Annotated in this window: 24 protein-coding genes; 13 read left to right on the plus strand and 11 right to left on the minus strand. The window is 71.2% G+C overall.

The features are described 5' to 3' along the window. Positions 1-151: 151 nt before the first annotated feature. A complete protein-coding gene (locus D3A59_RS16755; protein WP_119156310.1) occupies positions 152-2,677 on the plus strand; it encodes a diguanylate cyclase in 2,526 nt (841 codons plus the stop codon). Between the two features lie 54 nt (positions 2,678-2,731). On the opposite strand, the gene upp is transcribed toward D3A59_RS16755, so the two are convergent. The 3 genes from upp to D3A59_RS16770 are packed head-to-tail and all read right to left on the minus strand — an operon-like array spanning position 2,732 to position 5,912. Next, positions 2,732-3,373 (minus strand): uracil phosphoribosyltransferase, encoded by a 642-nt coding sequence (upp, locus tag D3A59_RS16760; protein WP_119156312.1) that lies wholly within the window; start codon positions 3,371-3,373, stop codon positions 2,732-2,734. 38 nt (positions 3,374-3,411) lie between these two features. After that, positions 3,412-4,674 (minus strand): DUF1688 family protein, encoded by a 1,263-nt coding sequence (locus D3A59_RS16765; RefSeq protein ID WP_119156314.1) that lies wholly within the window; start codon positions 4,672-4,674, stop codon positions 3,412-3,414. Continuing rightward, positions 4,671-5,912 carry a GTP cyclohydrolase II gene (locus D3A59_RS16770; RefSeq protein WP_119156315.1) on the minus strand — a complete coding sequence of 414 codons (1,242 nt, stop codon included), beginning with the start codon at positions 5,910-5,912 and terminating at the stop codon, positions 4,671-4,673. Before D3A59_RS16770 ends, D3A59_RS16765 begins: the two co-directional genes overlap by 4 nt. Positions 5,913-6,157: 245 nt before the next feature. On the opposite strand from D3A59_RS16770, the gene htpG reads away from it, so the two are divergent. Continuing rightward, complete coding sequence (htpG, locus tag D3A59_RS16775; protein WP_119156317.1) at positions 6,158-8,038, plus strand: molecular chaperone HtpG; 1,881 nt, start codon at positions 6,158-6,160, stop codon at positions 8,036-8,038. A gap of 70 nt (positions 8,039-8,108) precedes the next feature. On the opposite strand, the gene D3A59_RS16780 is transcribed toward htpG, so the two are convergent. Further along, entirely contained in the window at positions 8,109-9,122 is a 1,014-nt protein-coding gene (locus tag D3A59_RS16780; RefSeq protein WP_119156319.1) for a serine/threonine protein kinase, read from the minus strand. Positions 9,123-9,186: 64 nt separating this feature from the next. Further along, positions 9,187-9,894 carry a GNAT family N-acetyltransferase gene (locus D3A59_RS16785; protein ID WP_119156321.1) on the minus strand — a complete coding sequence of 236 codons (708 nt, stop codon included), beginning with the start codon at positions 9,892-9,894 and terminating at the stop codon, positions 9,187-9,189. A 342-nt stretch (positions 9,895-10,236) separates the two neighbouring features. On the opposite strand from D3A59_RS16785, the gene rplM reads away from it, so the two are divergent. From rplM to erpA, 6 genes are all read left to right on the plus strand, one after another. Then, positions 10,237-10,665 (plus strand): 50S ribosomal protein L13, encoded by a 429-nt coding sequence (rplM, locus tag D3A59_RS16790; protein ID WP_119156323.1) that lies wholly within the window; start codon positions 10,237-10,239, stop codon positions 10,663-10,665. A gap of 9 nt (positions 10,666-10,674) precedes the next feature. After that, the gene (gene rpsI / locus D3A59_RS16795) at positions 10,675-11,067 is read left to right on the plus strand and encodes a 30S ribosomal protein S9 (protein ID WP_119156325.1); all 393 of its coding nucleotides are present in this window, start codon (positions 10,675-10,677) and stop codon (positions 11,065-11,067) included. Between the two features lie 159 nt (positions 11,068-11,226). Further along, positions 11,227-12,279, plus strand: a complete 1,053-nt coding sequence (argC, locus tag D3A59_RS16800; protein WP_119156327.1) for an N-acetyl-gamma-glutamyl-phosphate reductase — start codon at positions 11,227-11,229, stop codon at positions 12,277-12,279. 22 nt (positions 12,280-12,301) lie between these two features. Further along, positions 12,302-13,027, plus strand: a complete 726-nt coding sequence (locus D3A59_RS16805; protein ID WP_119156329.1) for a DUF6776 family protein — start codon at positions 12,302-12,304, stop codon at positions 13,025-13,027. Between the two features lie 48 nt (positions 13,028-13,075). Then, positions 13,076-13,471: a bactofilin family protein gene (locus tag D3A59_RS16810; protein ID WP_119156330.1), complete on the plus strand. Its 396-nt coding sequence runs from the start codon at positions 13,076-13,078 to the stop codon at positions 13,469-13,471. 82 nt (positions 13,472-13,553) lie between these two features. Beyond that, positions 13,554-13,919: an iron-sulfur cluster insertion protein ErpA gene (erpA, locus tag D3A59_RS16815; RefSeq protein WP_119156332.1), complete on the plus strand. Its 366-nt coding sequence runs from the start codon at positions 13,554-13,556 to the stop codon at positions 13,917-13,919. Positions 13,920-14,004: 85 nt separating this feature from the next. Here erpA and D3A59_RS16820 read toward each other — a convergent pair whose 3' ends face one another. Together D3A59_RS16820 and D3A59_RS16825 are read right to left on the minus strand one after the other, a co-directional pair. Beyond that, positions 14,005-15,138 (minus strand): anhydro-N-acetylmuramic acid kinase, encoded by a 1,134-nt coding sequence (locus D3A59_RS16820; protein ID WP_119156334.1) that lies wholly within the window; start codon positions 15,136-15,138, stop codon positions 14,005-14,007. Between the two features lie 104 nt (positions 15,139-15,242). Continuing rightward, positions 15,243-16,640: a M23 family metallopeptidase gene (locus tag D3A59_RS16825; RefSeq protein WP_119156336.1), complete on the minus strand. Its 1,398-nt coding sequence runs from the start codon at positions 16,638-16,640 to the stop codon at positions 15,243-15,245. A 199-nt stretch (positions 16,641-16,839) separates the two neighbouring features. Between D3A59_RS16825 and tyrS the strand changes: the two genes are divergently transcribed. The 4 genes from tyrS to dtd all read left to right on the plus strand — a co-directional run bounded on the left by tyrS (position 16,840) and on the right by dtd (position 20,039). Continuing rightward, positions 16,840-18,111 (plus strand): tyrosine--tRNA ligase, encoded by a 1,272-nt coding sequence (tyrS, locus tag D3A59_RS16830; RefSeq protein ID WP_119156338.1) that lies wholly within the window; start codon positions 16,840-16,842, stop codon positions 18,109-18,111. Between the two features lie 96 nt (positions 18,112-18,207). Further along, positions 18,208-18,573, plus strand: coding sequence for a DUF5329 family protein (locus D3A59_RS16835; protein ID WP_119156340.1), 366 nt, complete (start codon positions 18,208-18,210; stop codon positions 18,571-18,573). Positions 18,574-18,645: 72 nt separating this feature from the next. Beyond that, positions 18,646-19,572, plus strand: coding sequence for a cation diffusion facilitator family transporter (locus tag D3A59_RS16840; RefSeq protein WP_119156342.1), 927 nt, complete (start codon positions 18,646-18,648; stop codon positions 19,570-19,572). Continuing rightward, the gene (gene dtd / locus D3A59_RS16845) at positions 19,572-20,039 is read left to right on the plus strand and encodes a D-aminoacyl-tRNA deacylase (RefSeq protein ID WP_119156344.1); all 468 of its coding nucleotides are present in this window, start codon (positions 19,572-19,574) and stop codon (positions 20,037-20,039) included. Before D3A59_RS16840 ends, dtd begins: the two co-directional genes overlap by 1 nt. 114 nt (positions 20,040-20,153) lie before the next feature. Here dtd and D3A59_RS16850 read toward each other — a convergent pair whose 3' ends face one another. Beyond that, entirely contained in the window at positions 20,154-21,125 is a 972-nt protein-coding gene (locus tag D3A59_RS16850; protein ID WP_119156346.1) for a tripartite tricarboxylate transporter substrate binding protein BugD, read from the minus strand. 137 nt (positions 21,126-21,262) lie between these two features. On the opposite strand from D3A59_RS16850, the gene D3A59_RS16855 reads away from it, so the two are divergent. Continuing rightward, the gene (locus D3A59_RS16855; protein WP_119156347.1) at positions 21,263-21,643 is read left to right on the plus strand and encodes a cupin domain-containing protein; all 381 of its coding nucleotides are present in this window, start codon (positions 21,263-21,265) and stop codon (positions 21,641-21,643) included. A 65-nt stretch (positions 21,644-21,708) separates the two neighbouring features. On the opposite strand, the gene D3A59_RS16860 is transcribed toward D3A59_RS16855, so the two are convergent. From D3A59_RS16860 to D3A59_RS16870, 3 genes are read right to left on the minus strand one after another with little or no spacing between them, the layout of a single operon-like run. Next, positions 21,709-22,971: a phenylacetate--CoA ligase family protein gene (locus D3A59_RS16860; protein ID WP_119156368.1), complete on the minus strand. Its 1,263-nt coding sequence runs from the start codon at positions 22,969-22,971 to the stop codon at positions 21,709-21,711. A gap of 23 nt (positions 22,972-22,994) precedes the next feature. Further along, entirely contained in the window at positions 22,995-23,294 is a 300-nt protein-coding gene (locus tag D3A59_RS16865) for a hypothetical protein (protein WP_119156349.1), read from the minus strand. Between the two features lie 31 nt (positions 23,295-23,325). Beyond that, positions 23,326-24,141: an ABC transporter ATP-binding protein gene (locus D3A59_RS16870; protein WP_119156351.1), complete on the minus strand. Its 816-nt coding sequence runs from the start codon at positions 24,139-24,141 to the stop codon at positions 23,326-23,328. Between the last annotated feature and the right edge of the window lie 24 nt (positions 24,142-24,165).

Genomic DNA, 24,165 nt, shown 5'->3' on the forward strand with positions numbered 1-24,165 from the left:
GCAAGCGCCGGGCGGTCGTTTCGGCGGCCGGCCTTTTCTTGATGTGTCTCAAGAGGGGGGCATCCGGGAGCAGGCCCTCGCCCCAGGACGGTGCGCCGCGCGCCGGCACCCATTTATCCTCCTGAAAGCCTCCGGTATTTCGTGGTGTGCAATGTCCTCACGCTGGTTCCTCGTCGCGGTGCTGTCTCGGCTTTTGGCGCTTGCAGCCTTCCTGCTGGGCGCGGCGGTCCTGTTCGGCTGGGTGGTGGATCACCGCGGGCTCAAGGCGCCGCTGGAGAGCTTCCCGGCGATGAAGGCCAACACCGCGCTGGCCCTCGTGCTCGCGGGCGCGATGTGCGTCGCCACCGGGCCGGCCCTGCGCGCGCGCCGGCTGGGGCAGGCGAGCGCGCTGCTGCTGCTGCTGGTGGCGCTGCCGCAGGCGGTGCAGGGCCTGTGGGAGGTCGACCTGGGCGTCGACCAGCTGCTGTTCCGCGACGACACCGGCTTCGGGCCCCCCGGGCGCATGCCGCTGGCGACGGCCTACGGTTTCATCGCGCTCGCATGCGCGCGCCTGCTGCTCGACGGCCCCAGCAGGGAGATGCGACTGTGCGGCGTGGCGCTGTCCGTCGCCTCGGTGCTGGCCGCCTCGGCGATCGGCATCGCCTACGTCGACTGGGTGTTCAGCCGCGACGGCCTGCCGATCCTTTTCTCGATGGCGCCCCACACCGCCCTCGGCACGCTGCTGATCGCCTGGGCCCTGGTGGCGGCCTATGTCCGGCGGGCGCTGGACGAACTGGTGAGTCCCTCGCGCCTGGTGGTGCTCGGCTGCGCCGCGCTGGCGGCGGTGCTCGCCTGCGCGAACTGGGGCTACGTCACTTGGAGGGACTACACCGACACGCGAGGGGAGGCCACCGCCTGGTCGCGAAATCTGGTGCGGGTGCTGAACGAGCATGTCCGCCGCAGCCTCGACACCCCTGCCTTCGTGCTGGCCCATCTCGAGAGCGAGATCGCCGAGAGGAAGCTGCTGCCCGTGGCCCGCTCGCGCGAGGGCTGGGAGGCGCTGCGGGCCATCGCCTCGCAGTCCCCGCAGATCGGCGGCATCGCGTTGCTGGACCGCGAGGGCGAGCTGCTGCTGCTGTCGACCCGCTTCCCCTCGCCCGGTGGCAACTTCGCCTTCCGCGAATACTTCCAGGCCCATGCCGCCGGCGCGCCGCTCCACATCGGCCCGATGATCCTGTCGCCCGCCGCGCCGGGGCCCGTCTTCACCTACAGCCGCCGCCTCGAGGATGAGCAGGGGCGCTTCGCCGGGGTGCTGATGGCGGTGATGGCGGTCGACTACTACCGGGCCTTCTTCGAGTCGCTCGACCTGCCTCCGGGTTCGGTGGTGGGGCTGCTGACGACGGGCGGCCGCTACCTGGTGCGCGAGCCGATGAACGAGGCCGCGCTGAGCCTGGACCTGTCGCGCCATCCGCTGTTCGTGCGGTACAGCCAGGGGCAGCCGCGGGGCACCTTCGTCGCCCCCTCGCCGGTGGACGGCAGGAACCGCCTGGTTTCCTTCGAGCGCGAGGACGGGTTAGGCTTCATCGTGATGGCGAGCCTGGACATGCACGAGGTGACGGCCGCGTTCGAGCGCCGCACCGTCGGCACCGTGACGATCCTGATGCTGGTGCTGGCCATGCTCGGGGGCGGAGCCCTGCTGCAGTTGCGCGCGATCGAGCGCGAGGAGGCGCAGCAGGCCTTCGTTGCCGGCGTGCTCGACTCGATCGTGCATCACATCGCGATCCTCGACCGGCAGGGGCGCATCGTGCGCACGAACCGGGCCTGGAGCGGCCATGCCGTCCGCAACGGGGCGCGGGAGGACGCCTTCCTCGGCGAGAACTATCTCGCCGTCTGCCGCTCGGTGTCGGGGCCCGACGCGGCGGAAGCTGCGGCGGTGGCCGCGGGCATCGAGGCGGTCATGGCGGGGACGCAGCCGGAGTTCGTGCACCCCTACCGCTGCGACGGCCCGGGCGGCGGGCGCTGGTTCAACCTGCGCGTGACGCCGCTCGCCGGGGGCGAGGGCGCGGTGGTGGTCAGCCACGAGGACATCACGGCGATGAAGCAGGCCGAGGAGGCGGTGCGGCGGCTGGCGCAGACCGATCCGCTGACCGGCCTCGCGAACCGGCGTGCCTTCTCCGAGCGCGCCGAGCGCGAGTGCGCACGCGCCGGGCGCCACGACACCCCCTTGAGCGTGATCTCGCTCGACCTCGACCACTTCAAGCGCGTCAACGACACGCACGGCCACGACGCGGGAGACAAGGTGCTGGTCGCGTTCGCGGGCATCCTGCAGGCCGCGTGCCGTGTCGGCGACCTCGTCGCGCGCTTCGGCGGCGAGGAGTTCGTGATCCTGCTGCCCGACACCGGCCTCGCCGGGGCCCGGCTGCTGGCGGAGCGCATCCGCCGGGAGGTGGCGCAGGCGGCGGTGCGCTGCGGCGACGCGATGGTGCACATCACCGTCAGCGGCGGCGTCGCGCAGCACGCGCCGGGGCGCGAGACGCTGCACGAGCTGCTGGCGCGCTCGGACGCGGCGCTCTACGCGGCCAAGGAGGGCGGACGCAACCGCATCCTCGAGTCCGCGCCGCTGGCGGTCGGTCTGGCCGCTCCAGGCGGGCCGGACGCCCCGGCCGCCGCCGGGGGCGCGATGCAGGCAGCCGCCTGAGACAGGCGCCCGCGACACGCGCGGAAGAAGGGGGGGCGGCGCGTGCGGCGGCCTTCAGCGCGTGCCGAACATCCGGTCGCCCGCGTCGCCGAGCCCGGGCACGATGTAGCCGTGCTCGTCGAGCCGCTCGTCGAGCGAGGCGGTGAAGACGGGCACGTCCGGATGCTCGCGCGCGAGCTTGGCCACGCCCTCGGGCGCGGCCAGCAGGCACACGAGCTTGAGCGCCTGCACGCCGCACTCCTTGAGCCGGTCGAGCGCCGCCACCGCCGAGTTGCCGGTGGCGAGCATCGGGTCGACCACGATCACGTCGCGCTCGGCGATGTCCTCGGGCACCTTGAAGTAGTACTCCACCGGCTCGAGCGTCTCGGGGTCGCGGTACAGGCCGATGTGGCCGACGCGCGCCGCCGGCAGCAGCTCGAGCATGCCGTCGAGCATGCCGTTGCCCGCGCGCAGGATCGAAACGAAGCACAGCTTCTTGCCGCTGATCACCGGCGAGCGCATCGTCGCCACCGGCGTGCGGATCTCGATCGGCTCGGTCGGCAGGTCCTGCGTCGCCTCGTAGGCGAGCATCTGCGTCGTCTCCTTCAGCAGCCGCCGGAAGTTCTCGGTGGCGGTGTCCTCGCTGCGCAGGTAGGTGAGCTTGTGCTGCACCAGCGGGTGCTGCACGACGGTCAGGGTCGGGAAGTCGGAGTGCATCGCGGGGCCTCGCTGCGGTGGGGTCGTCGGGGGCGGTGTCAGAACACGGTGCCGTCGCTCGCGATGCGCACCGGCGGCCCACCCCCGGGCCGGCGCTCGGCGGCGATGCGCCGCCCGGCCGCCCAGGTGCCGCCCTCGAGCACGCGCGCCAGCGGAAACGCGTCGGCGCTCACGCCGAGCTCGGCGCGCACCGCGTCGGCGAGCTCGTCGAGCGCCGCGACGGTGAGCGCGCGCCACTCGACCACGCCCGGGTGGTCCACCGTCAGCGGCTGCGTGAGGAAGGCCGGGTCGCGCGGCGCGAGCAGCCCGGTGTCGAGCAGCAGGCCGCCGTTGCGGTACTCGGGCAGGCCGGTGAGCGCATCGAGCCCCGTGACGACGAGGCCCGCGTCCTCCAGCGGCTCGAGCAGCGAGTAGCTCAGCCACTGCGTCAGCTTGTGCAGCGGCAGCAGCCCGCTGCGCGTCGCCGGGCTGGTCCAGCAGTCGCCCAGCGGCACGCCGGCCATCGAGATGCGGCTGGCCCACACCGGCCCGAGCGCGCGCAGCAGCGTCGCGAGCACGAAACCGGCCTCGATGCGGTTCTCGCTCGCATGGGCCTTCAGGTAGTCCAGCAGGTTGCCCAAGCGCGCCGGCGAGCCGAACACCGCCGGCGTCGCCGCCGCCACGGCGCCGAGCCGCGCTAGCAGCGCGCTGCGGCCCTCGAGGCCGACGAGCGGGTTGTCGCCCGAGACCTGGAAGGCGGCGCCGATCACGGCGGGCTTGATGCGCGCGAGCGCCGTGGCATCGCTGCGCAGCGGCTGCGCCGGGTCGGCCGAGAAGGCGCCGCTCTCGAACAGCGCGAGGCTCGCGACGCCGAGCCCCTCCGAGCGCGCGAGCGTCTGGCCGCTGGCCGCGTCGCGGAAGCGCCAGTCGGGGCCGGCGCCGGCGTCGAGCAGCACGCTCGGGATCACGAGGTCGATGCGCACCCGCGCGCGCTCCTCGCGCTGCGCCTCGCCCTGCAGCCCGGCGCGAGCGGCCAGCAGCGACCAGCGGTCCACGCCGCCGGCCTCGAAGTGGCGCCAGCGGCTGTGGTAGGGCACCTGCAGGTCGGGATAGCGCGCGCGGATCGTCTCGGCGACGTAGGCCGCGGTCGGCGCGAGCTGCTCGGGCTGCCAGCGGAAGTGCTGCGAGCGGCCGGCCTGGGCGCGCGCCATCACCTCCTGGCAGTGGCGGCGCACCGCGGCGGCGCTCAGCAGCGCGGCGGCGGGATGGTCGTCGGGCACCGGCGTGTGCCAGCCGACGGGCTTGGTCGCGCGCACCATCATGCCTCCAGCGCGCGGCCCTTCGGGACCGCCAGTTCGCTCGCGTCGGGCGTCCAGCTCGAGAAGTAGCCGGCCGCCTTCTTCGCGTCCATCTCGACCTTCGCATCGGCGGGGATCAGCGCGTCGGGGATCGGCACGCGCTCGACCACCTCGATGCCCTGCGCGGTCAGCGCGCCGTGCTTCATGTTGCTCATCGACGCCCAGCGGTCGATGCGCTTGATGCCGAGCCAGTGGAACACGTCGGGCATCAGCTCCTGGAAGCGCATGTCCTGCACGCCGGCGACGCACTCGGTGCGCTCGAAGTAGGTCTCGGCGCGGTCGCCGCCGGGCTGGCGCTTGCGCGCGTTGTAGACGAGGAATTTCGTGACCTCGCCGAGCGCGCGGCCTTCCTTGCGGTTGTAGACCACGAGGCCGACGCCGCCCTGCTGCGCCATCTCGATGCAGACCTCGATGCCGTGCGCGAGGTAGGGGCGGCAGGTGCAGATGTCCGAGCCGAACACGTCGGAGCCGTTGCACTCGTCGTGCAGCCGGCAGGCGATCCTCGTCTCGGGCTTGCCGAGCTTGCCCACGTCGCCGAAGAAGTACAGGGTCATGCCGCCGATCGGCGGCAGGAACACCTTCAGGTCGGGCCGCGTGACGAGCTCGGGGAACATGCCCGCGGTCTGCTCGAACAGCGCGCGGCGCAGCGTGCTCTCCTTGATGCCAAAGCGGTGCGCGATGCCGGGCAGCCACCACACCGGGTCGACCGCGGCCTTCGTGACCTTCACGTCGCCGCTCGCTGTCAGGATGTCGCCGTCGGGCTGCAGTCGCCCCGCGGCGATCGCGGCGACGAGCTCGGGCATGTTGATGTGCGCGCGGGTGATGGCGATGGTCGGGCGGATGTCCGCGCCGGCGGCAATCTGTTCGGCAAAAGCGTGCGCCACCAGATGTCCCCAGGGATCGAGCGAGACGATGCGCTCGGGGTCGGCCCACTGCGGATGCGGCCCGATCCCGGCCGCGGGCGCGGTGTTGGTCAGGTCGGGCTTGTGGTCGCGCTGCAGCGCGCCGGCCGCCACCGCCAGCGCGCGATAGACGGCATAGGCGCCCGAATGCGTGCCGATCGCGTTGCGCTGCGCCGGGTTGGTGAGGCTGGCGATCACCGGGCCGCGCTCGCCGGCCTGCGCCGCCCCCCAGCGGATGCCGTGTCCGGTGAAGCCGCTGAGCTTCTTGGGGTGCGAGGTCAGGACGATGTGGCTGGACATGGGGCGCCTCCGGTGCGTTCGTTGTAGAGACTGCAAGACGACATGGAAGAGATTACGCAAGAGGGGTGCCAGAGCGGGGCCTCAGCCGAGGGGGTGTTTTCCCGGGGCGCTGCACTGCGATGGGGCAGCGCCGGCAGCAGGGGCGCAGGGGGGGCTTGAAAAAGCCGCAGGCCGCCTCCATGTCGCCCAGCAGCGCCCGGCACGGGCGGCTTTCTCCTGACACGAACCACCACAGACCCGATTCCATGGAAAAGCAGACGCTCCACTTTCAGGCCGAAGTCCAGCAGATCCTGCATCTCGTCACGCACTCGCTGTACTCGAACAAGGAGATCTTCCTGCGCGAGCTGGTGTCCAACGCATCGGACGCCTGCGACAAGCTGCGCTTCGAGGCGCTGAACCACCCCGGCTACTACGAGGACCAGCCCGAGCTCGAGGTGCGCATCAGCTTCGACGCCGAGGCGAAGACGATCACCATCAGCGACAACGGCATCGGCCTGTCGGCGGAAGAAGCGGTGTCGCACCTGGGCACGATCGCCAAGAGCGGCACGCGCGAGTTCATGGCGAAGATGTCCGGCGACCAGAAGAAGGACGCCAACCTGATCGGCCAGTTCGGCGTCGGCTTCTACTCGGGCTTCATCGTTGCCGACCGCATCACGGTCGAGTCGCGCCGCGCGGGCCTCGCGCCCGAGGAGGGCGTGCGCTGGAGCAGCACCGGCACCGGCGACTTCGAGGTCGAGACGATCCGGCGCGAGAAGCGCGGCACCGACGTGATCCTGCACCTGCGCGAGGGCGAGGAGGAGTTCCTCAAGACCTGGAAGATCAAGTCCGTCGTCGGCAAGTACTCCGACCACATCAGCCTGCCGATCCGCATGCGCAAGGAGGAGTGGGACACGGACAAGGGCGAGTACGTCCTGAAGGACGAGTGGGAGACGGTCAACAAGGCAGCGGCCTTGTGGACGCGCAGCAAGGCCGATGTGACGGACGCCGAGTACAAGTCCTTCTACGAGCAGCTCAGCTACGACACCACGCCGCCGCTCGCCTACACGCACAACCGCGTCGAGGGCCGCACCGAGTACACGCAGCTGCTCTACATCCCGGCCAAGGCGCCGTTCGACCTGTGGAACCGCGACAAGCGCGGCGGCGTCAAGCTCTACGTCAAGCGCGTCTTCATCATGGACGACGCCGAGGCGCTGATGCCGGTCTACCTGCGCTTCGTCAAGGGCGTGATCGACTCGGCCGACCTGCCGCTGAACGTCTCGCGCGAACTGCTGCAGGAAAGCCGCGACGTGAAGGCGATCCGCGAGGGCTCCACGAAGCGCGTGCTGTCGATGCTCGAGGAGCTGGCCCACAGCGAGGACGCGGCGCAGAAGGAGAAGTACGCCGCGTTCTGGCGCGAGTTCGGCGCGGTGCTCAAGGAGGGCATCGGCGAGGACAACGCCAACCGCGAGCGAATCGCCAAGCTGCTGCGCTTCGCGTCGACGCACGCCGACGAAGGCGTGTCCTTCGCCGACTACGTCTCGCGCATGAAGGAGGGCCAGGAGGCGATCTACTACATCACTGCCGACACGCTCGCCGCCGCGAAGAACAGCCCGCAGCTCGAGATCTTCCGCAAGAAGGGCATCGAGGTGCTGCTGCTGACTGACCGCGTCGACGAGTGGATGCTCAGCCACCTCTACGAGTTCGAGGACAAGCCGCTGCAGAGCGTGGCCAAGGGCTCGGTCGACCTCGGCAAGCTGCAGGACGAGGAGGAGAAGAAGAAGGCGGAGGAAGCGGCCGAGGAGTTCAAGCCGGTGCTCGAGCGCCTGAAGGAGACGCTGAAGAACCGCGCGAAGGACGTGCGCGTGACGACCCGCCTTGTCGACTCACCCGCCTGCCTGGTGGTCGAGGAGGGCGACATGAGCGGGCACCTCGCGCGGCTGCTGAAGCAGGCCGGCCAGTCCGCGCCGGCAGCGAAGCCGGTGCTGGAGGTCAACGCAGAGCACGCGCTGCTCAAGCGGCTGGGCAGCAGCGAGCGCTTCGACGACCTTGCGCACATCCTGTTCGACCAGGCGCTGCTCGCCGAGGGCGGGCAGCTCGAGGACCCGGCCGCCTACGTGCGGCGCGTCAACGGCCTGCTGACGGCCTGAGCGGGCGCGGCCGGGAAATGAGGAAGCCGCCCGCGGGCGGCTTTTTCATGCGCCCGCGGCAACCGCGCCTTCACGCGACGAGCGCCGGCTCCTGCATCGCCTCGAGCTGCTCGCGCATCTGCTGCACCTGCTCGCTCCAGTAGGCGCTGGTGCCGAAGAAGGGGAAGGCGGCGGGGAAGGCCGGGTCGTCCCAGCGCTGCGCGAGCCAGGCGCTGTGGTGGATCTGGCGCAGCGTGCGCAGCGGCTCGACGAGGCGCAGCTCGCGGCGGTCGAACTCGGCGAAGTCCTCGTAGCCGGCCAGCAACTCGGCGAGCTGCGCCTGGCGCTCGCGGCGATCCCCCGACAGCAGCATCCACAGGTCCTGCACCGCCGGGCCGTTGCGCGCGTCGTCGAGGTCGACGAAGTGCGGGCCCGCCTCGGTCCACAGCACGTTGCCGGGGTGGCAGTCGCCGTGCAGGCGCAGCGTCGCGACGCCGGCGGCCTCGTCGAAGGCGCGCCGCGCCGCGTCGAGCGCCGCATCCACGACCGCGCGCCACGCGCTGGCGACATCCGGGGCCACCGCCTGGTGCGCCACCAGCCAGTCGCGCGCCGTCTCGCCGAGCGTCGCCGGCGTCAGCGCCGGGCGCTGCGCGAAGGGCCGGTGCGCGCCTACCAGGTGAATGCGGCCGAGGAAGCGGCCGATCCACTCCAGCGTCAGCGGCAGCTCCAGCTCGGGCGCGCGCCCGCCCTGGCGCGGCGAGACCGCGAAGCGGAAGTCCGCATGGTGCGCCAGCGTTCCGCGCGAGCCGTCCGGCAGCGGCAGCACGAGCGGCGCGACCACCGGGATCTCGGCGGCGGCGAGCTCCTGCGCGAAGGCGTGCTCCTCGAGGATCTGCGCGTCGCTCCAGCGCTGCGGGCGGTAGAACTTCGCCACCACCACGCGCCCGTCCTCGAGCCAGACCTGGAAGACGCGGTTCTCGTAGGAGTTCAGCTGCAGCAACCGCCCGTCGCCGCGCAGGCCGACGCTGTCGAGCGCGTCGAGCACGGTGTCCGGCGTCAGTCGGGCGTAGGGGTGGGGGTCGGGAGAGGAGAGGCTCGGTTCCATGAGCCATCGTAGCCGCAGGCGCCGCCCGGGGAGGGGCGCCCTTCGGCGAGCGGGGGGATGGGCGCTATTCGCGCGGCCGGCCGCCGTCCTGGCGGAGCAGCCGGGCCTGCATCCCGGCCATCGTCTCCATCAGCTCCGCGAGGCGGCGCGCGTTGCGCTTGAACTGGTAGTCCACCTCGGCGGCCTGGTCCTCGAACAGCGCCTCGACGTGGGTGGCGAAGGTGTCGGGCGGCAGCGTCAGGTAGGCCTCCGCCTCCGAGCCGTCGCGCACCACCTCGGCGCCGGCATTGCGCGCGATCCTCAGCATCGCGGTGTTCTCGGTCAGCGCGTGGATGTAGAGCGTCTCGATGTGGCGGTTGCGCGCGTGCATCACCGCATGGTCGAAGAGCCGTGCGCCGAAGCCGCGGCCGCGCGCCTTCTCGAGCACCGAGACGCCGAACTCGGCGCGCGTCGCCGGCATGCCGGACGCGCCGGGCTCCTCGTAGGCGAGATGGGCCATCGCGATCAGCTCGAGCTTGCGGTTGAAGATGCCGAACAGCTCGTCGCGCTCGAAATCGAGCGCCTGCACGTAGCGCTCGATCTGCGCGTCCTTGGCGGGATGGCCGAAGCGCAGGTAGCGGTCGCGGATGTCGAGTGCGAGCAGGTGCGCGAGGATGCGGCCGCGGTGCCGCGGCGCGAGTGAGCGGATCGGCACCCACGAATGGCGCGACGCCGCGCTGCCGGAAGGAGAGTCCGGGTGGGGCGATCGGGGAGTCGGTACGCTGGAGCCCATGGCGGTGTCCTGGATCTAGGGTTTTCCCTAGTGTAGTCGCATCGAGGCCGGGGCCGCCATGCCGGCCGTCAAGGCGGCACTGCGTCGGGCGACAAGTCCCTGTCCGATGCTGCGGTTCTCTTGCGGCCTTGTGGCGACAGGGCCGCGCTGCTACACTCGCCGGCTTTCCCGTTCCTGGCTCGGGAGAGATCGTGGCGTGCGGGGGGTTCTCCCCGGGCGCGACTTGCACGACAAACAAGGGCGGCGTTTGCGCTGCCCTGCCGTCACCTAAGAGGCCGCCCGATTCCAAGAAGCGGCGCCGACCGTGGCAGCACAGCCAGGCCAATCCAACTCGGAGCAGTTATGAAGACCTTCAGCGCCAAGCCGGCCGAAGTGAAGCACGAGTGGTTTGTGATTGACGCAACCGACAAGGTTCTCGGACGGGTCGCCAGCGAAGTGGCCCTCCGTCTGCGCGGCAAGCACAAGGCCATCTACACGCCTCACGTCGACACGGGTGATTTCATCGTCATCGTCAACGCAGACAAGATCCGCGTCACCGGCAACAAGGCCGAACAAAAGGTGTACTACCGCCACTCGGGCTTCCCCGGCGGCATCTACGGCACCAAGTTCAAGGACATGCAGGCCAAGCATCCCGGCCGCGCCATCGAGAAGGCCGTCAAGGGCATGCTGCCCAAGGGTCCGCTCGGCTACGCGATGATCAAGAAGCTGAAGGTGTACGCCGGTGCGACGCACCCGCACACCGCGCAGCAGCCCAAAGCCCTCGAGATCTAAGGAACGGCCATGATCGGAAATTGGAACTACGGCACCGGCCGCCGCAAGTCTTCGGTGGCACGCGTCTTCATCAAGAAGGGCACCGGCCAGATCATCGTCAACGGCAAGCCCGTCGACGAGTACTTCGGCCGCCAGACCTCGATCATGATCGTGCGTCAGCCGCTGGCCCTGACCGGCAACGTCGAAGCCTTCGACATCAAGGTCAACGTGCACGGTGGTGGCGAGTCCGGCCAGGCCGGCGCAGTCCGCCACGGCGTGACCCGCGCGCTGATCGACTACGACGCGACGCTGAAGTCGGCACTGAGCCAGGCAGGCTTCGTGACCCGCGACGCCCGCGAAGTCGAGCGCAAGAAGGTCGGCCTGCACGGCGCCCGCCGCCGCAAGCAGTTCAGCAAGCGCTGATCGACCCCCGGGCAGGCCCTTTCCCGGACCTGCTTCGCCAGCAAGGCCGCCTTCGGGCGGCCTTTGTCTTGGCGTGCCTGCTTCTACAATCAACTATTTCCCATTCCGGAACCGGCGCCGCCCTCGCGGGCATGCCGGTTCGCCGTCTCGGAGAACGTCATGATCAAGGTCGGTATCGTCGGTGGCACGGGCTACACCGGGGTCGAGCTGCTGCGTCTGCTGTCGCAGCACCCGGACGTGCAGTTGCAGGCCATCACCTCGCGCAAGGAAGCCGGCATGCCGGTGGCTGACATGTACCCCAGCCTGCGCGGGCGCGTCGCGCTGAAGTTCGTCACGCCCGACGAGGCGCGTCTCGCGGACTGCGACGCGGTGTTCTTCGCCACGCCGCACGGCGTCGCGATGGCGCAGGCGCGCGAGCTGCTCGCCGCCGGGGTCAAGATCATCGACCTCGCCGCCGACTTCCGGCTGCAGGACACCGCGCAGTTCGAGAAGTGGTACGGCATGGCGCACGCCTGCCCCGAGCTGCTGCCCGAGGCCGCCTACGGCCTGCCCGAGCTCAACCGCGAGGCGATCCGCAAGGCGCGCATCATCGGCAACCCCGGCTGCTACCCGACCACGGTGCAGCTCGGCTTCGCGCCGCTGCTCAAGCAGCCCGGCCTCGTCGATGCCGCGCACCTGATCGCCAACTGCGTCTCGGGCGTGTCCGGCGCCGGCCGCAAGGCCGAGGTGCACACGCTGTTCTCCGAGGCGAGCGACACCTACAAGGCCTATGGCGTCAAGGGCCACCGCCACGGCCCCGAGATCAACGAGCAGCTGCGCCGCGTCGCCGGCACCGCCGCGGACGATGCGGGCATCTCCTGCCTGTTCGTGCCGCACCTCGCGCCGATGATCCGCGGCATGCACTCGACGCTCTACGCGCCGCTCACCGCCGCCGGCCAGGCGGCGGACCTGCAGGCGCTGTTCGAGGGCTTCTACCGCGACGAGCCCTTCGTCGACGTGCTGCCCCCCGGCTCGGCGCCGGAGACGCGCTCGGTGCGCGCCTCCAACATGGTGCGCATCGCGGTGCACAAGCCGACGCCCGACCTCGCGATGGTGCTGGTGGTGCAGGACAACCTGACCAAGGGCGCCTCGGGCCAGGCGGTGCAGTGCATGAACCTGATGTTTGGCCTGCCCGAGACCACCGGCCTGATGCAGATGCCCGTGCTGCCCTGAGCGGCGCGACGGACCGCCCGCCGTGCGCTGGAAGCTGCTGCGCCGCCGCCTGTCGATCAGCGCGCCGCGCATGATCGTGCGCCGGCAGCTGCCCTGGCCGCTGCGCTGGGCGGCGCTGGCCCTGATGCTCGGCTTCTCCGCGGCGCTGGCGCTGTGGGCCTTCGAGTTCGGGCGCGGCATCGCCGGGCTGGACCGCGGCGCCCGAGCCCAGCTCGCCGAGCTCGAGCAGCTGCGCGCGACGGTGGCCGAGCTGCGCGCCGAGCGCGAGCGCGCGCAGTCGATCGCCAACACCGCCGACAGCCTGCTGAAGGCCGAGCGGGTGGCGCAGGAGCGGCTCGCGGCGCAGGTGCGCGAGCTCGAAGGCCAGAACCAGTCGCTGCGCAGCGACCTCGCCTTCTTCGAGCAGCTGATGCCGGCAGGCGCCGCGGGCGGTGGCGCGCTGGCGGTGCGGCAGATCGAGGCGCGCGTCGTCGCCCCGGGGCAGCTGCAGTACCGGCTGCTGATGATGCAGAGCGGGCGCGCGCCGGCCGAGTTCAGCGGGCGCTACGAGCTCAGCCTCGCGGGGCAGCTCGACGGCAAGCCCTGGAGCTTCGCGATGCCCGGCGGCGCGCAGCTTCTTCAGGTCAAGCAGTACCGCCGCGTCGAAGGGACGTTCGAGTACCCCTCCCGCGCCGTGGTCAAATCCGTGCAGGTCCGGGTCACCGATCCGGCCGGGGCGGTGCGCGCCACGCAGACGCAGCGCCTGTGAGCGGCGGGGACCACCCCGCCCGGTGTCGTCGTTGAAGGAGAAGAAAGCATGTTCGGCAAGAAGAAGCAGCCCCCGATCCGCAGCCTGATCGGAGAAGGCACCCGCATCGAGGGCACGCTCGCGTTCGGCGAGGGCCTGCGCATCGACGGCGAGGTGGTCGGCGACGTCGTCGCGTCGGGGGAGGGCCCGAACGTGCTCGTGATCAGCGAGAAAGCCACCGTGCGCGGCAAGGTCAAGGCCGGGCATGTCATCATCAACGGCAACGTGATCGGGCCGGTCCATTCCGACGAGTTGCTGGAGATCCAGCCCAAGGCGCGCATCGTTGGCGACGTGAGCTATCAGGCGCTGGAGATGCACCAGGGCGCCACGATCCAGGGCGAGTTGCTGCCCTTGAGGGCCGAGGAGCGGCCCGCGCTCACCCTGGCTGCGACGAAGGCGGCCTGAGCCCTTCGCCTCGATCAGGAAACCCGCTTCAATCTTTGTTCAGTATCGTGCTGGATGGCCCCAGCCCCGAAGGAGTGACCCCATGAATGCAGTCGCGGAATCCATCCAGACCGAGATGCCCGCCCCGATCGTCTTCACCGACAGCGCCGCCAACAAGGTGAGCGAGCTGGTCGCCGAGGAAGGCAACCCCGAGCTGAAGCTGCGCGTGTTCGTGCAGGGCGGCGGCTGCTCCGGCTTCCAGTACGGCTTCACGTTCGACGAGATCGTCAACGAGGACGACACGCAGATGACGAAGAACGGCGTCACGCTGCTGATCGACGCGATGAGCCTGCAGTACCTCGTCGGCGCCGAGATCGACTACAAGGAAGACCTTGAGGGCGCGCAGTTCGTGATCAAGAACCCGAACGCGACCACCACCTGCGGCTGCGGCTCGAGCTTCTCGGTCTGAGTCCCCGCGCGGCATGCCGTGCCGCACGAAAGCGAAGCCGCCTGCGGGCGGCTTTTTTCATACCTGGGCGGGGAGCGCCCGCTGCTCAGCGCGGATAGAGCGCGCCGAGCACGCGCGCGCCGCGCGCACCGGTGACGTCCGGGCGGCCGGCCGGGCGGCGCAGCAGCAGTTCGCGCGCGAGCCAGGCGAAGGCGGCCGCCTCGACCTGCAGCGGCGGCAGCCCGCGCGTGTCAGAAGCGAGCACCGGCGTGCCGGGCAGCGCCGCGGCGAGGCGGCGCATCAGGTGGCCGTTGAGCGCGCCGCCGCCGCAGACGATCAGCTCGGCGCTGTCGGGCGCGTGGCGCCGCAGTTCCGCCGCGCAGCAGCGGGCGGTCAGCTCGGCGAGCGTGGCCTGCACGTCTTCAGGTGCCGTCCCCTCGAAGCCGGACAGGTGCTCAGAGAGCCACTGCGCATGGAAGCGGTCGCGCCCGGTGCTCTTGGGCGGCGGCAGCGCGAAGTAGGGGTCGGCCAGCAGCGCGTCCAGCAGCCGCGGGACCACCCGGCCGCTGGCGGCCCAGGCGCCGTCCGCGTCGTAGGGGCGGCCGAGGTGCAGCGCGCACCAGTGGTCCATCAGCGCGTTGCCGGGGCCGCAGTCGAAGCCGCGCAAGGCCTGCCCGGCGTCGCCGGCGGCCGGCAGCAGCGTCAGGTTGCTGATGCCGCCGATGTTCAGCACGCCGACCGGCGCGTCCGGCCGGGCGAAGACGGCCTGGTGAAAGGCCGGCACCAGCGGTGCGCCCTGGCCGCCGGCGGCGACGTCGCGGCTGCGGAAGTCGGCCGCCACGTCGATGCCGCTGAGCTCGGCCAGCAGCGCCGGCGCGTCGAGCTGCAGCGTGTAGCCGCAGCCGTCGAACTCCTGCGGGCGGTGCCGCACCGTCTGCCCGTGCGAGCCGATCGCGCGCACCTCGGTGGCTGCGACGCCGCTGCGCTCGAGCAAGGCGGCGACCGTGCGGGCGCCGATGCGGGCGAGCCGGTTCGCGGCCAGTGCCGCGCGGTGCAGCTCGCCGCCCTGGTCCGCGGCGGCGCCGGGCGTGTTCAGCGCCAGCAGCTCGGCACGGAAGCCGGCATCGAAGGGCTCGTAGGCGTGCGCGAGCACCCGGGGCGCGGCCTCCAGGTCAAGCAGCACCGCGTCGACGCCGTCGAGCGAGGTGCCGGACATCAGGCCGATGTAGAACTCGTGCATCGCGAGGCTCCCGAAGAGGCGACGGGGGGCATGAAAAAGCCCGCCCGGCGCGTCGCGCTGCGGGGCGGGCGGGTGGCTGGCCGCAAAGGCGGCCGGGCGCCGGCTTACTCGGCGCTCGCGAGCAGCTGCGCGTTGGCGACCGCGAGCTGCGTGCGCATCGCGCGGGTGTGGGTGGCGAAACGCTCGCGCGCCGCCGGGGAGATCGTCAGCGCTTCCGAGGCGCGCGCGATCTTCAGCGGGTCCACGTGCGCGCCCTTCTCGCGGAACTCGAAGTGCAGGTGCGGGCCGGTGGCCCAGCCGGTGGCGCCCACCGCGCCGATCAGCTGGCCCTGGCTGACGCGCTCGCCGCGGCGCACGTCGATGCGGCTCAGGTGCGCGTAGACGGTGACGCGGTCGCCCGAGTGGCGCACGTGCACCACGTTGCCGTAGCCGCCCTGCACGCCGGCGAAGTCGACCACGCCGTCACCCACCACCCGCACCGGCGTGCCGGTCGGCGCGCCGTAGTCCACGCCGAGGTGCGCGCGCCAGGTCTTGTGGATCGGGTGGAAGCGCATCGCGAAGCCCGAGGTCACGCGCGAGAACTCCATCGGCGACGCCAGGAAGGCGCGGCGCATGCTCTCGCCCTTGAAGTCGAAGTAGGCGCCCTTGCCGCCCGGCTCCTGGAACCACACCGCCTCGAAGGTCTTGCCGGCATTGGTGAACTCGGCGGCGAGCACGCGCCCCACGGACTGGTTCCACAGCACCGGCTCGCCGTCGGCCTCGAGCGCCTCGTAGAGCAGCGTGAAGGTGTCGCCGCGGCGCAGGTCGCGGCGGAAGTCGATCTCGTTGGAGAAGATCTCCGCCATCTGCGTCGCCACCGTGTCGGGCAGGCGCGCCTCGTCGGTGGCGGCGAAGAGCGAGCTGCGAATCGTGCCGCCGCCCAGGCGCACGCGGGCGTTGAGCGGCGCCTGCTCGCTGCGCGCGCGCAGGCTGTCCCCGTCGCGCGCGATCGTCAGGCGCGTGAAGTGGGTCGAGAACTGCTGGTCGCTCGCCGCCGGGTAGCGCGCGATCAGCTCGAGCAGCTCGCCTGACGGCCCGGTGCGCGCCTGCACCATCTTGCCCGGGCGGCCGGCCAGCACCTGGCGGGCGAGCGGGTCCTGGCGCAGGAAGGCGGCGGCACGGGCATCGACCACGCCGAGCCGGCTCAGCAGGCTGTCGGCCGTGTCGCTGCTGCGAGTGACATCGTTGCGGGTGAGCTGATAGCCGTGCTCGATCAGCGCCTCGATCTGGGGGTCGAGGGGCAGCGGCGTGACAGCCTCGGCGATCAGGCGCTGCGGCAGGTCGGCGGCGTCGGGCGCGAGCGGCGCCACGCCGAAGGCGGTGACGCCGGTGCCGAGCAGCACGGTCATCACAGCAGCGGCGATGCGTCGCGGATGGCGATGAGCCCAGTGCTGCGTGCGCGCGACGGTTTCGAGGAAGCCGCGCTTCAGAGACTCGATCGGTTTCAAGGACGCTCCGGGCATACGGGAGCTGCTTGCCACAATGTGTGCCCGAAAGCTGTAACAAGCGCTCGAGAAATTGGTACTGAGCCTTGGGTCCGCGACGCGGCGGTGCGCAGAAGGCTCTCCACTAGAATCAAGGGTTCCCCGAGGTTACGGACTTACCCTGACGGCGGGGCAGTATAGCAATCGGCCTTGGCCCCCTCCAACGGAAAAATCCCCCATGTTTCAATCCGCAGCACCGGTTTCTCCTTCGGCTCCCGCGCCCGGGGGCGACGGGCACCGGTATCCGGTGACCGATGCGGTCCGCGCGGCGCTGGCGATCTCGCAGCGCGGCTGCGACGAATTGCTCCCGGCGGACGACTGGACTGCCAAGCTCGCTCGCTCGGAAGCAAGCGGTGTGCCGCTGCGCATCAAGCTCGGGCTGGACCCGACCGCGCCCGACATCCACCTCGGCCACACCGTCGTGCTCAACAAGATGCGCCAGCTGCAGGACCTGGGGCACACGGTGATCTTCCTGATCGGCGACTTCACGTCGATGATCGGCGACCCGTCCGGGCGCAACACCACTCGCCCGCCGCTGACGCCCGAGCAGATCAAGGCCAATGCCGAGACCTACTACAAGCAGGCGAGCCTGGTGCTCGACCCGGCGAAGACCGAGATCCGCTACAACTCCGAGTGGTGCGACGCGCTCGGCGCGCGCGGCATGATCCAGCTCGCCTCGCGCTACACGGTGGCGCGCATGATGGAGCGCAACGACTTCCACGAGCGCTTCAAGGCCGGGACGTCCATCAGCGTGCACGAGTTCCTCTACCCGCTGATGCAGGGCTACGACTCGGTGGCGCTCAGGAGCGACCTCGAGCTCGGCGGCACCGACCAGAAGTTCAACCTGCTGATGGGCCGCCACCTGCAGCAGGAATACGGCCAGGAGCCGCAGTGCGTCCTGACGATGCCGCTGCTGGAAGGCCTGGACGGCGTCGAGAAGATGTCCAAGAGCAAGGGCAACTACGTCGGCATCTCCGAGGCCCCGAACGACATGTTCGGCAAGATCATGAGCATCAGCGACACGCTGATGTGGCGCTGGTTCGAGCTGCTGAGCTTCCGCTCGATGGACGAGATCGGCAGGCTCAAGGCCGAATGCGAGGCCGGGCGCAACCCGCGCGACGCGAAGGTCATGCTCGCGCAGGAGATCGTCACGCGCTTCCACTCGGCGCGCGCCGCCGACGAGGCGCTCGCCGACTTCACCAACCGCGCCAAGGGCGGCATTCCGGACGACATCCCCGAGCTCAGCCTCGCCGGCGCGCCGCTCGGCATCGGCGCGCTGCTGAAGCAGGCGGGGCTCGTGCCCTCGTCGAGCGAGGCGATGCGCATGATCGAGCAGGGCGGCGTGAAGATCGACGGCGCGACCGTCAGCGACAAGGGCCTGAAAGTCGAGGCCGGCACCTTCGTGGTGCAGGTCGGCAAGCGCAAGTTCGCGCGCGTCACGCTGGCCTGAGCGGCGCCGCACGTCCGGCATGCGCGGTCCAGCTGCAAGGCCGCCTCCGCGCCGGGGGCGGCCCGGTCTCCGGGACGCGAGGGCAGGAGGATGGGCATGATGGGACGCAGGGCAATCCTGGCGGCGAGCCTGCTGATCGCGGCCTCGCTGGCATCCGCGCACCCCGAGGGCGCCGAGGCGCGGCGCGTCGAGCGGCTGATCGACGCGGTGGCGGCGCAGCGCGAGCTGCGCTTCGTGCGCAACGGCCGCGCCTACGAGCCGGCCGAGGCCGCCCGCTTCCTGCGCGAGAAGCTGCGCGCGCGCGGCGAGGCGGTGCGCAGCGCCGAGGACTTCATCGAGCAGGTCGCCTCGCGCTCGTCCACGTCGGGACGGAACTACACGGTGCGCCATGCCGACGGCCGCGAGACGCCGGCGGCCGAGTTCCTGCGGGCCGAGCTGGCACGCATCGACGCGGCGCGCTGATCCCCTCCCTCGTTCGCGCGAGCGGCCCCGCGCGGGCCTGCAAGTCGCCGCGGGCGGCGCCACAATCCGCGCATGCAGGTCCATACCTTCCTGAGGCTGTCGGTGGCCGCGGCGCTCGCGACCATCCTGCTCAAGACGCTCGCCTGGTGGTTCACCGGCTCGGTCGGCCTGCTGTCCGACGCGATGGAATCCTTCGTCAACCTCGCGGCGGCGCTGTTCGCGCTGTGGATCGTCTCGGTCGCCAGCACGCCGCCCGACGCCGGGCACCCCTACGGCCATGCCAAGGCCGAGTACTTCTCCAGCGGCTTCGAGGGCCTGCTGATCCTGGGCGCGGCGCTCGGCATCGCGTGGGCGGCGATCCGGCGCTTCGCCGATCCGCAGCCGATCGAGTCGGTGGGCCTCGGCGTCGCGCTGTCGGCCGTCTCCACGCTGATCAACGGCGCGCTCGCGTTCTGGATGCTGCGCGCATCGCGGCAGTTCCACTCGATCGTGCTGGAGGCCGACGCGCGCCACCTGATGACCGACGTCTGGACCTCGGTCGGCGTGATCGCCGGCGTGCTGCTGGTGCCGGTGACCGGCTGGCTGTGGCTGGACCCGCTGCTCGCGCTGGCGGTGGCGGCGAACATCTCGCGCGAGGCCTATTCGCTCCTGCGCCGCTCGGTGGAGGGCCTGATGGACCATGCGCTCGAGCCGGCGGAGCAGGCGGCGCTGGAGCGGGCGATGGGCGAGATCGCCGGCCGCGAGGGCCTGGAGGTCAACGACGTGAAGACGCGGCGCGCCGGCGCGCGGCGCTACTGCGAGCTGCACCTGCACGTGCCGGCGCACTGGAGCGTGGCGCGGGCGATGCGCGTGCGCGAGCAGCTCGCGCGCGCGCTGCTCGGCACGGTGCCGCACCTGCACCTGACGATCGAGCTGCTGCCCGTCGGGCAGGAGCCGCTGGTCAGCAACGACGAGGACGCGCAGGCCGCGGGCGACGGCCTCGCGCGGGAGACGCACTGATGCGCGCGCTGGTGCAGCGCGTCAGCGAGGCGCGCGTCGTGATCGACGGCCGCACGCACGGCGAGATCGGCGCGGGGCTGCTGGTGCTGGTGTGCGCCGAGCGCGGCGACGGCGAGGCGCAGGCCGGGCGGCTGCTCGCCAAGCTGCTGAAGCTGCGCATCTTCGGCGACGAGGCCGGCCGCATGAACCGCAGCGTGCAGGACCTCGACGGCGCCGGCCGCTGCGGCGGGCTGCTGATCGTCTCGCAGTTCACGCTCGCCGCCGACACGAGCGGCGGCAACCGGCCGAGCTTCGGCGCCGCGGCGCCGCCCGACGAGGGTCGCCGGCTCTACGAGCACTTCGTCGCGCAGGCGCGGCGGCTGCACCCGGTCGTCGCCACCGGCGAGTTCGGTGCCGACATGAAGGTGCACCTCGTCAACGACGGTCCGGTGACGATCCCGCTGCAAGTGCCGCCCGCCGGGGCCTGAGCCCCGGATCCGTAGCGCCGCGTCCCCGCCGGAAACGGAAAAGCCGCCCGGAGGCGGCTTCGACGCGAGCATGTGCGGCGCGATCGGCCGGCGCAGCAGGCGGATGCCCGACGATCAGTCGGCGTACTGGCCGGCGGCCTTGATGATCGGCCCCCACTTGTTGATCTCCGACTCGACGAACTTCTTGTGGTCGGCCACGTTGGTGCGGTTGTCGTTCACCACGAGCGCGCCGAGCGCCTCCTGGCGCTTGACGAAGTCCTGGTCCTTCAGGGCCTCCTTCAGCGCGGCGTTGAGCTTGTCGATCACCGGCTTGGGCGTGCCCTTCGGCGCGTACAGGCCGTGCCAGATCGTCACGTTGAAGCCCTTGAGGCCCGATTCGTCGAGCGTCGGCAGGTTCTTCGTCGCCGGCGTGTTCAGGCGCTTGGGCGTCGTGACCGCGTAGGCCTTGACCTTGCCGCCCTCGATCTGCGAGGTGGTGTTGGTGGTCTGGTCGCACATCAGGTCGACCTGGCCGCCGATCAGGTCCGTCATCGCCGGTGCGGTGCCCTTGTACGGCACGGTGGTCATCTCCACGCCGATGCGCTGCTGGAACAGCAGGCCGCACAGGTGCGAGGCGGAACCGAGGCCGGCGTGCGCGAGGTTGATCTTGCCCTTGTTGGCGTCGATCCACTTCGTCAGCTCGGCGTAGTTGTTCGCCGGCAGCGTCGGGCGGCCGATCAGCGTCATCGGCACCTCGTTGATCAGGCCGGCGAACTCGAAGTCCTCGAGCGTCTTGTACTGCAGGTTGCGGTAGAGCGCCGGCGCGGTGGCCATCGCGATGTGCGCGAGCAGCACGGTGTAGCCGTCGTTGGACGCCTTCGCGACGCGAGTGTGGCCGAGCGTGCCGCCGGCGCCGGCGACGTTCTCGACGATGATCTGCTGGCCGAGCGGCTTGCGCATCGCCTCGGCCAGATCGCGCGCCACCTTGTCGGTCGGTCCGCCCGCGGCGAACGGAACGATGAAGGTCACGGGCTTGGCGGGATAGGCCTGGGCAAATGCGCCGGTGGCGGCCAGCGTGGCCACGGCCATCGTCAGCAGACGTTTCATGGTGGTCTCCGTCGTTCGTGAAGTGAGAATGAAAGCTTGAGCGGAATGCTAGGCCGCGCCTCCTGCTGCGCCATCTCGGGAACTACTTAAAGGGGCGCCGGGAATCCGCGAACTTGCAACAAACTGATCGATAGCAAATGACCTGCCCAGCCCGTCCCCTGTCGCGCATCGTGCGCTTCGACCCGCCCGACACCGAGCCGGTGATCGACCATCCCCGGCCGGACCGCCTCGTGCAGGGCAATCCGCAGCGCCGGACCTGGACCCTCCACGAGAGCGCGCAGGGCGACCTCGCCAGCGGCATCTGGCAGTGCGAGCCGGGGGCGTGGCGGATCGTCTTCCCGCCGGGCAAGGACGAGTACTTCTTCGTGCTCGAGGGCCGGCTGCGGCTGCACGACGCCCGCGGTGGCGTCACCGAGGTCACGGCGGGCCAGGGCGCGGTGATCCCCGGCGGCTTCGAGGGGGTGTTCGAGGTGATCGAGCCGGTGCGCAAGCACTTCGTCGTGGTCGAGCGCGGCTGAGCGCGCCGCAGCCGCGCCTTGCGCGGCCGGGAGGTGCGCCGGGGTGTGCCGGCGCCGGGTCCGCCTCAGCGGTAGCTGCGCGCGTCCTCGATCACCTTGCCGTCGTTCGGCAGCGCGCCGGGCGGCGCCAGCTCCACCTCGCCGCGCAGCTTCGTGACGTCGCGGATCGTCTCGGCGACGCGCTGCGCGAGGCCTTCCGGGCTGCCCTCCACCTCGATCCTCAGCGTCATGCGGTCGTTGGCCATCTCGCCGCTGACGACGAGCCGGGCGCGCCGGACCTCGGCATGGCGGCGCGCGATCTCGGCCACCTGGCCCGGGTGCACGAACATGCCGCGCACCTTGGTGGTCTGGTCGGCGCGGCCGAGCCAGCCGCGGATGCGGGTGTTGGTGCGCCCGCTCGGGCAGGGCCCGGGCAGCACCGCCGACAGGTCGCCGGTGCCGAAGCGGATCAGCGGGTAGTCGGGGTTGAAGGTCGTCACGACCACCTCGCCGACCTCGCCCTCGGGCACCGGGTCGCCGGTGCCGGGGCGCACGATCTCGACGAGCACGCCCTCGTCGAGCACCAGGCCCTCGCGCGCCGGCGTCTCGTAGGCGACGAGCCCGAGGTCGGCGGTGGCGTAGCACTGGTAGGCCTCGATGCCGCGTGCGCGCAGCCACTCGCGCAGCGAGGGCGGGAAGGCCTCGCCGCTGACGAGCGCCTTCGTCAGCGAGGGCAGTGCGAGGTCCTGCTCGGCGGCCTTCTCCAGCGCGATCTTCAGGAAGCTCGGCGTGCCGATGTAGCCGTGCGGCCGCAGCTCGCTCATCGCCTGCAGCTGCAGCTCGGTGTTGCCGATGCCGCCGGCGAACACGGTGCAGCCGAGCGCGTGCGCGCCGGTCTCCATCATCGAGCCGGCGGGCGTGAGGTGGTAGCTGAAGCTGTTGTGCACCAGGTCCCCGGCGCGAAAGCCCGCGGCGTGGATCGCGCGCGCCATGCGCCAGTAGTCGGGCGCGGCCCCTTCGGGCTCGTAGATCGGTCCCGGCGACTGGAACACGCGGCGCGCGCCGCCCGCCGCATGCAGCCCGCGCCAGCCGATCGCCGAGAAGCCGCCGAAGGGGTCGCGCGCGCGCTGCGCCTGCTGGCGCGCGAGCAGCTCGTGCTTGCGCGTCACCGGCAGCGCGGCGAGCGCGGCGCGGCTCGTGATCGAGGCGGCGTCCACGCCCCGCAGCGTCTCGGCCATCGCCGGGCTGCCGCGCTGTGCATGGGCAACCTGCGCCGGCAGGGCGGCCAGCAGGGCCTGTTCGCGCAGGTGCGGCTCGCGCGTCTCCAATGCGTCGTAAAAGTCGCTCACGCTCGCTCCATGCTTGAAGGAATTCATCGGTCGTCGTCCCAGCCCGCGAGCGCGCGTTTCACCGCCTCGGTGAAGTCGCGCACCGCCGCCGCGTCGGCGAGCGTGCGGGTCTGCCATTCGGGTGCGCGGGCCGGCCGCTTCGCGAGTCGCGCGAGGATCGCGTCGCCCTGGACCGACAGCTCGACGACGCGCTGGCCGCCGAGCTCGAAGGCCACCGGCTCGCCGGGCCGCTCGGCCAGCGGGCGCAGCTCGCGCAGGCTGCGCCGCAGCATCTGCAGCGCCTCGTCGGCGCGGAAGGGCGGGGGGGCAAAGAAGTCGTCCATGTCGGCGTCTCCCGGCGGCCTCGCCGCCCGATCAGGCCAGCCAGCGCTTGCGACGCTTGTAGCTCTTGACGTCGCGGAAGCTCTTGCGGTCGCCGCCGCCCATGCCGAGGTAGAACTCCTTGACGTCCTCGTTCTCCGCCAGCGCCTTGGCCTCGCCGTCCATCACGATGCGGCCGTTCTCGAGGATGTAGCCGTAGTCCGAGTAGCGCAGCGCGATGTTGGTGTTCTGCTCGGCGAGCAGGAAGGTCACGCGCTCCTTGGTGTTGAGGTCGCGCACGATCTCGAACACCTCCTCGACGATCTGCGGCGCCAGGCCCATCGAGGGCTCGTCGAGCAGCACCATCTTCGGGTTGGCCATCAGCGCGCGGCCGATGGCGCACATCTGCTGCTCGCCGCCCGAGGTGTAGGCGGCCTGCGAGCTGCGGCGCGTCTTCAGGCGCGGGAAGTAGGCGTAGACCTTCTCGAGCGTCTCGGCCACCGCCGCGCGCCCGTCGCGGCGCGTGTAGGCGCCGGTCATCAGGTTCTCCTCGATGGTGAGGTGGCCGAAGCAGTGGCGGCCTTCCATCACCTGGATCACGCCGCGGTGCACGAGGTCGGCGGGCGTGAGCGACTCGATGCGCTCGCCGCGCAGCTCGATGCTGCCCTTGGTGACCTCGCCGCGCTCGCCGGCGAGCAGGTTGCTGACCGCGCGCAGCGTGGTGGTCTTGCCCGCGCCGTTGCCGCCGAGCAGCGCGACGATGCGGCCCTCGGGCACGTTCAGCGACACGCCCTTGAGCACCAGGATCACGTGGTTGTAGATGACCTCGATGCCGTTGACGTTGAGGAGGGTGGGGGATGCGACGCTCATGGTGGACCTCTCTGGCTCGGGCAA

The sequence above is a fragment of the Caldimonas tepidiphila genome (genome assembly GCF_003569765.1).
In the GTDB taxonomy this organism is placed as follows: Bacteria; Pseudomonadota; Gammaproteobacteria; order Burkholderiales; family Burkholderiaceae_C; genus Caldimonas; species Caldimonas tepidiphila.